Here is a 7,207-nt window from a genome sequence, read left to right on the forward strand (position 1 = left end):
AATAATGTGCAAATGTTCGGAAATAATCTGCAAAACCTGGAATAATTCGCAAAGATTTTGCACATTATTTCAGAATCCGTCCGAAATAATTTGAAAAAGGGATTCTGAAATAATGTGCTAATTTACACATGGTTTTTCAAAAACTCCGCGAATTCCAAAAACCCGGCCTTCACCAACCGCTTATACTCCTCCGCGGGAATCGGCTTGGATACCTTCCCGGTCGCTGCCCAATTCCTTCCGATGAAACACCAATCCCGCATCGGCCGCCTCGATCCGAATCTCATACAGCGAATCCAACAATTCCACACGATACTCCCGCTCATCCGGGAACAAGAGCGGCTCCGCCAACGACTGCCACGTGAACAACAAATCCGTGGTCTCCATCTCTTTGTTTAAAATCACTTCCGAATCATAAAGGAAGGAAATGCCACCTTCCAAATAATCCCACCTGTCACACCAGCTTCCCGTTCACTCAGACTTCTCCTTCATACCTGTGGCCATCCTCTTCTCCATTTTTTCTGCAAAAGATCAGAAATGTTGAATGAAAGAACAGACACTAGGACAATGATTGATCCATACAAAGAATGGCGTGATGAAAAAAATCATTCCCCTAAATATCATCATGCGGGATTTCCGCTTGAATCCAAAAATGAGAATCATCAGTGCTATGACAATTGATAAAGTAAAAAATATTTGATTAAAGTCATTGACCACCATTACATTATTCTGGAAATATTCGGCTTTTCCCTCCCGCCGCTCAAATAAAAAATAAACGATTTCCAAACTGGTTAAATCGGTGAAGCTGAGATCCTATCCGCCTAAGGTGAAAACCATACGCCCGAGTTCCCGCTCCATACGCCAAAGTTCTCACCCCAAATGCCCAAGATAAACTCCCATACGCCCAAGTTCATCCACTATATGCCCAAGTTGAATTCCTATCTGCCCGAGTTAAAACCCTATGCGCCCGAGTTCCCACTCCATATGCCCAAGCTGAACACCCATGCGCCCGAGTTCCCGCTCCATATGCCCAAGCGAAAACTCCAAGTGCCCGAGTTATCACCCCTCCGCCCAAGTTCACATCTTATATGCCCAAGATAAACACCCATGGGCCCAAGCTTCCGCTCCATATGCCCAAGTCCGGTTCCTATCTGCCCAAGTTAGAAACCCATGCGCCCGAGTTTCCACTCCATATGCCCAAGGTGAATTCCTATCCGCCCAAGGTGAAAACTCATATGCCCTAGTTGAATGCCCATCCGCCCAAGCTCATCCACTATATGCCCAAGATAAACACCCATGGGCCCGAGTTCCCACTCCATATGCCCAAGCGAAAACTCCAAGTGCCCGAGTTATCACCCCTCCGCCCAAGTTCACATCTTATATGCCCCAAGTTGAATTCCCATCCGCCCAAGGTGAAAACTCATATGCCCTAGTTGAATTCCTATCCGCCCAAGGTGAATCCCCACATACAATCCCCCGCCCCTTCACTTTTCTCCAAAAATTCTCATACCCTCAAAACAAAAGCCGGAACCGTTGCGGTCGGCTGCCCGTGCCGCATCCGCCAACAGTGCCGGCCAAACTTCCATTTTCAACATTTTTATTCTATACTATTCAAAGTAAACAAATTTTCCAATTGCCCTTTGGAAACCAGAGCTTCGGCTTTGGTTTCCTTAAATTTTACAATAAAATTGTTGTAATCCCGCCGGTTCAACCCTTTGACAAGATTTTTATTGATAATAAACGACCGGTGCGCCCTGACAAAATTGTCCGGCAAACTGCTTCCGAAAAACTTCAGCGTCGTGCGGACCGGAATCGAATCGTGCTGAGAAATAATGCAGGAACATTGATTGATCCTTTCGATGAACAGGATTTCAACCAACGGAATAAACAGCGTCTGGCCCCTCTTGGTGGCGGCCGGTTTGGATGAATGAACGATTGCAACCTCCATCTGCCATCTCAGCCCCTTTCCCCCATTAGATGATCCGCGGAAGAAAGCTTGGTCTCTTTGCTTCGTAACGTTGGATGGCCTCCTGCTCCAATAACGTGATTTCAATCTCGTTCAATCCGTGAAGCAGTTTGTATTGCGTAAATTGATCCATGTGAAAATGCCATTGGAATCCTTCGCAAGTAATCGTTTTTTCCGCAATATCGATGGCAAATTCCGTTTGGGGATTCGCCTCCGCGATGGCGATCATCTGCTTGACGATCGGATCTTCCAGTTCAATCGTGACCAATCCCACTTTGGAGCAGTTGTTTTTGAAAATGTCGCCGAAGGAAGGCGCAATGACCGCCCGAAAACCGTAGTCCAGCAATGCCCATGGCGCATGTTCCCTGCTGGAGCCGCATCCAAAGTTTTCCCCGGCAAGCAGAATGATTGCGTCTTTGTATTCCGGACGATTCATGACAAAGTCCGGATCTTCCCGCCAATCTTTGAAAAGATAGCCGGCCATATTGGTGCGCTTGGAAAATTTCATCGCATCGCTTGGCGCGATCTGGTCCGTGTCGACATCCGAAAATCCCAACGGCAATGCCTTTCCGGCAATGTTTCTGATCTTTTTCATCGCGCTACCTCCTTCGCCATTTCCGCAGGATCGGCCAATTTGCCCATGATGGCCGATGCCGCCGCAACGGCCGGGCTGACCAAATGCGTCCGGGCCCCTTTTCCTTGCCGTCCTTCGAAGTTTCGGTTGCTTGTGGACGCGCAGCGTTGTCCAGCCTCCAGCACGTCCTCGTTCATCCCCACGCACAAGGAACATCCGGAAGCCCTCCATTCAAATCCGGCATTGACGAAGATGTCCGCCAATCCTTCCTCCTCCGCTTCCCGCTTCACTTTCATCGAACCGGGAACCACGATGGCTTTGACGCCTTCTTTCACTTTGCGCCCTTTCACGACGTCCGCCGCCGCCCGCAAATCCTCTAACCTTGAATTCGTACAGGATCCGATGAACACGGCATCAATCTTTACCTCTTTCATTGGCATGCCCGGTGCAAGACCCATATATTCCAATGCCCTTTCTTCATTCGGATCTCTCGGCACCGGCACCATGCTGTCAATGGAAACCGCCTGGGCGGGCGTCGTTCCCCATGTCACGAACGGTTTGATATCCGTCACATCGACCACGACTTCCTTGTCAAAAACGGCCCCCTCATCGGTGTGCAGCTGCTTCCATTCTTCCACCGCCTTTTCCCACTCTTCGCCTTTCGGGGCAAACGGCTTGTCTTTCAAATATTCAAAAGTGGTTTCATCCGGCGCAATCATGCCGGCACGAGCCCCGCCTTCGATGGTCATGTTGCAGATGGTCATCCGTTCCTCCATGGAAAGTTCCTTGATCACATCGCCCCTGTACTCGATCACATGGCCGACGCCGCCGTCCGTGCCGATGATCTGCAAAATGTATAAAATCAAATCTTTGCCCGTGACGCCTTTTGGTCTTTTTCCGGTCAAGGTCACCGCCATTTTTTTCGGCTTTCTTTGGCGGATGGTTTGGGTCGCCAGCACATGGGCCACTTCGCTGATGCCGATTCCGAATGCCAAAGCGCCAAACGCCCCGTGGGTGGACGTGTGGGAATCGCCGCATACCACCACCATGCCGGGCTGGATGATCCCTTTCTCCGGCGCAATGACGTGGATGATTCCCTGATCCTCCGAACCCCATGGATAGACTTTCACCCCAAAGTCTTTGGAATTGGCCATCAAGGTTTCCATTTGTTCGGCGGCCACCGGGTCTCTGACAGGTTCATTCAAATAGGAAGTCGGCACTTGATGGTCCATGGTGGCAATCGTCAAATCCGGCCGTCTCACTTTGATCCCCATTTCCCTTAGAGCGCGGAAGGCATGCGGGGAAGTCACTTCATGCATCAAATGGAAATCCACGTAAAGCAGATCCAAATTGTCCGAACTTGTGACTACATGTTTCTCCCAGACTTTGTCAAACAACGTCTTTGGTTGCGACATTTCTTCATCCCCCTGTTCAAAACACTCCCAAAATCCCACTATATGAGATATAATTCTCATATAGTGGTTAAGCACATTATAATGGATTCAGAAAGAGGGTGCAATAGTAAAATGGGAGTATTAACCAAAATCGTAAGTATTATGGATTTCCTTGCCGAAAATGGAAGCGGGGATTTAAATACAATCAGCAAAGGGACGGGCATCCCCCGTTCCACCGTCCATCGCCTGCTGAGCGACCTGGAGGAAGCCCACTTGGTCGCCAAAACCCGGGAAGGATACACGATCGGCCCAAAAATCGCCATTTGGAGCGATTCCGCTTATGCGAAAATCATCGCGGAAGCCGCGAAGCCGATCCTGAAAAAGCTGACCGAATCCACAAATGAAAGCAGCCAAGTCTATATCAGGGAAGGAGAACAACGAATCTGCATCACGTCGGTGAATGTTGCGGGTCTGGCCAACATGGTGCCGGTCGGGTCCATCTTCCCGATTGGGGCGGGTTCGGCCGGAAAGGTATTCAAAATATGGGAAGATGAAATCTCCAATAAAGAGTATGACGCCATCCGCCGCCAAGGATGGGTGGAAAGCGTGGCGGAGCGGGAGCCGGGGGTGGCCAGCGTCAGCGCGCCGATCTTTTCCAAAAGCGGGAAGCTCATCGCTGCCATCAGCGTGAGCGGCCCCATTTCCCGGCTGGGGGAAAAACCTTCGGAAAAATTGGCCGCTCATGTTCTGAAAGCCGCCCGGGAGCTGAATGAAAAATTGAATGAATGCTGATGGGGCGCATCCGGCCGATCCGCCCCCAAACAATGCATGAAAAAAAGAGCCCGATCATGGAATCGGGCTCTTTTCTGTCGTCTATAATCAGAAAATTCAAAATCAAAGAGCTTCAAATACATTTCACCCGCTAAACAATTACAAAAACAGATAAAAGCGGCCAATTACACCATTGAATTTTATATAATACCGATTGTTAATATATTGAAATTGGTGGAAATAAATACGATTATCCCCTACTTCCCCGGTTGTCATTCATGCAATATTATTCTAGGAAAACAAAAATTTTTAAGCGAAAAATCAAAAATATTCTTGCAATTTTATTAATTTTTGTTATTATATTAATCAGATTGATGACTCTATGAAACATCCATCAATTTATACATAGGGGACGTCCCGAACGTCGCCCTTCTTTTTTTTTTTGCCCAAAATTATTTGCATCCCTCCAAGATGAATCTTTATGTAATCAAGGTGCATTTCTATATGCCTAAGTTGATTTTCTATATGCCCAAGGTGATTTTCTATATGCCCAAGAGGGGGTGCTTTCTGCCCATGTTTGGCCTCTATCTGCCCAAGAGGGGGTGCTTTCTGCCCGAGTTTGGCCTCTATCTGCCCAAGAGGGGGTGCTTTCTGCCCGAGTTTGGCCTCTATCTGCCCAAGAGGGGGTGCTTTCTGCCCGAGTTTGGCCTCTATCTGCCCAAGATGGAATCCCATCTGCCCAAGTTTATTCTTTATATGCCCAAGGTGGAACCCATCTGTCCAAGTTTATTCTTTATCTGCCCAAGGTGGAACCCCATTTGCCCAAGTTTTTTCTCTTTATGCCCAAGATGCAGCACCATCTGCACAAGCTAAATCTTTATCTGCCCAAGATTAAACCCCGTTCGCCCAAGCCGAATCTTTATCTGCCCAAGATGCAGCACCATCTGCACAAGCTAGATCTTTATCTGCCCAAGGTGGAACCCCATTTGCCCAAGTTTATTCTTTATATGCCCAAGGTGGAACCCCATTTGCCCAAGTTTTTTCTCTTTATGCCCAAGATGCAACACCATCAGCCCAAGCCGAATCTTTATCTGCCCAAGGTTCCCCCTCCTTTTCCAAAATACATTAGGAGAATTATAGAATCGCTCGAAAAAAGTCTCAACTAAACGCCCAAACTAATCCACAAATAGTCATTTCATGGAGGTAAACATGGAACTCTTAGTTAATTTTTTCATTTTAATAGCATTTATCTCATGCCATTATCTGAATTTTTTTATTTAAGTTTTTTTTGATGAATATACGATTTTCACCATCCTGTCAGCATCCGTTTTACCGCAGCGACGAACGGCTTATAGAAATATCGCAGCGATCTCCTTAAAAAATATCAGAAAATTTAAAATTTTGATTGCATATATTTATCGGCTTTGCTATAATATCACTAAGGTAGTACCTACAATTGCTACGTAGAGGGGACGTCCATCGAGCGTCACCCTTTTTTTACTAAAGGCACCCCGCCATGAAAAAACCGCCTCCCTGTTGGAAGGCGGCATTTTTATGTTTGGCTATTCGTCTCCCTATTATGTATCGTGCACTGTCCAATTAACCCCAAGTATTTGGCCTCCGCGCGAATCTTTCAAGCACCCGGCGTGATGCCACTTTTCCCATCCTCTTTGCACAGAACCGCCAACCGAAACCAGAATCGGCTAATTGGTCATCAGTTTTTCCAGCCCTTTTTCCAAATGCACATGCAGGTCGCCCAGGATGGAGAACGTTTCGGCAATCACGTAACTCGGAAATAAATCAAACTCAAACTCATCCCCCGCAAAAGGATCCTCATCCGCAAGCGCGATCAACTCCACGACAAACCACAGATCCTCCCGCTTCAGCGACGCCAAATAGTCGGCAATCCGCATCTTATATTCATCCAGGAACTATATGCCCAAGAGGAAACCCCTTCCGCCCAAGTTACGAATCTATATGCCCAAGTTAGGAAACTATATGCCCAAGTTAGGATTTTATCTGCCCAAGTGTACACCTTATCCGCCCAAGCTAAATATCTATATGCCCAAGATGCATCTCCATCTGCCCAAGCTATGTATCTATACGCCCAAGATGCATCTCTATACGCCTAAATTCAATTTCCATCCGCCGAGATTCATCTATATATGCCCAAGATAAACCCTTATATGCCCGAGATCAAACCCCATCCGCCCAAGAGGAGTGTCTATATGCCCAAATTGAAACTCTATTTGCCCAAGATGCATCTCTATACACCCAAGTTGGAACATTTTCTGCCCGAGCTGCATCTTTATACGCCCAAGACAGAACCCTATCCGCCCAAAATCAATGTCTATATGCCCAAGTTAACACCTTATCTGTGTATTTTGCAATAGAAAAGTGCAGAGAAATGCAATGAAAAATGCAGAGGTTTGCCACCCATTTAATTCCTTTTCGACAATGCGTGGGACAGTCTATAGCTCTCGCCATGAAAAGAGATGATATGGG

Annotated in this window: 8 protein-coding genes; 2 read left to right on the forward strand and 6 right to left on the reverse strand. The window is 47.3% G+C overall.

Annotation, left to right across the window (positions count from 1 at the left end):
* Positions 1-180: 180 nt before the first annotated feature.
* The 4 genes from FKZ59_RS13875 to leuC form a co-directional block, all read right to left on the reverse strand.
* Entirely contained in the window at positions 181-438 is a 258-nt protein-coding gene (locus FKZ59_RS13875) for a hypothetical protein (RefSeq protein ID WP_141603343.1), read from the reverse strand.
* A 1,156-nt stretch (positions 439-1,594) separates the two neighbouring features.
* Positions 1,595-1,945, reverse strand: coding sequence for a LytTR family DNA-binding domain-containing protein (locus FKZ59_RS13880; protein WP_141603344.1), 351 nt, complete (start codon positions 1,943-1,945; stop codon positions 1,595-1,597).
* A 25-nt stretch (positions 1,946-1,970) separates the two neighbouring features.
* Positions 1,971-2,558 carry a 3-isopropylmalate dehydratase small subunit gene (gene leuD, locus FKZ59_RS13885; RefSeq protein WP_141603345.1) on the reverse strand — a complete coding sequence of 196 codons (588 nt, stop codon included), beginning with the start codon at positions 2,556-2,558 and terminating at the stop codon, positions 1,971-1,973.
* Positions 2,555-3,952: a 3-isopropylmalate dehydratase large subunit gene (gene leuC / locus FKZ59_RS13890; protein WP_141603346.1), complete on the reverse strand. Its 1,398-nt coding sequence runs from the start codon at positions 3,950-3,952 to the stop codon at positions 2,555-2,557. Before leuC ends, leuD begins: the two co-directional genes overlap by 4 nt.
* 111 nt (positions 3,953-4,063) lie before the next feature.
* On the opposite strand from leuC, the gene FKZ59_RS13895 reads away from it, so the two are divergent.
* Positions 4,064-4,723 (forward strand): IclR family transcriptional regulator, encoded by a 660-nt coding sequence (locus FKZ59_RS13895; RefSeq protein ID WP_181733309.1) that lies wholly within the window; start codon positions 4,064-4,066, stop codon positions 4,721-4,723.
* 378 nt (positions 4,724-5,101) lie between these two features.
* Here the strand turns inward: FKZ59_RS13895 and FKZ59_RS14850 are convergent, their stop codons facing one another.
* Entirely contained in the window at positions 5,102-5,437 is a 336-nt protein-coding gene (locus FKZ59_RS14850) for a hypothetical protein (RefSeq protein WP_220125045.1), read from the reverse strand.
* Positions 5,438-5,520: 83 nt separating this feature from the next.
* Here FKZ59_RS14850 and FKZ59_RS14855 point away from each other — a divergent pair, with 83 nt between their 5' ends.
* Positions 5,521-5,868, forward strand: coding sequence for a hypothetical protein (locus FKZ59_RS14855; protein WP_220125046.1), 348 nt, complete (start codon positions 5,521-5,523; stop codon positions 5,866-5,868).
* Positions 5,869-6,405: 537 nt separating this feature from the next.
* Here the strand turns inward: FKZ59_RS14855 and FKZ59_RS13905 are convergent.
* Entirely contained in the window at positions 6,406-6,615 is a 210-nt protein-coding gene (locus FKZ59_RS13905; RefSeq protein ID WP_141603349.1) for a hypothetical protein, read from the reverse strand.
* Positions 6,616-7,207 lie beyond the last annotated feature (592 nt).

It is taken from the genome of Ureibacillus terrenus (genome assembly GCF_006569205.1).
GTDB classification, from domain to species: Bacteria; Bacillota; Bacilli; order Bacillales_A; family Planococcaceae; genus Ureibacillus; species Ureibacillus terrenus.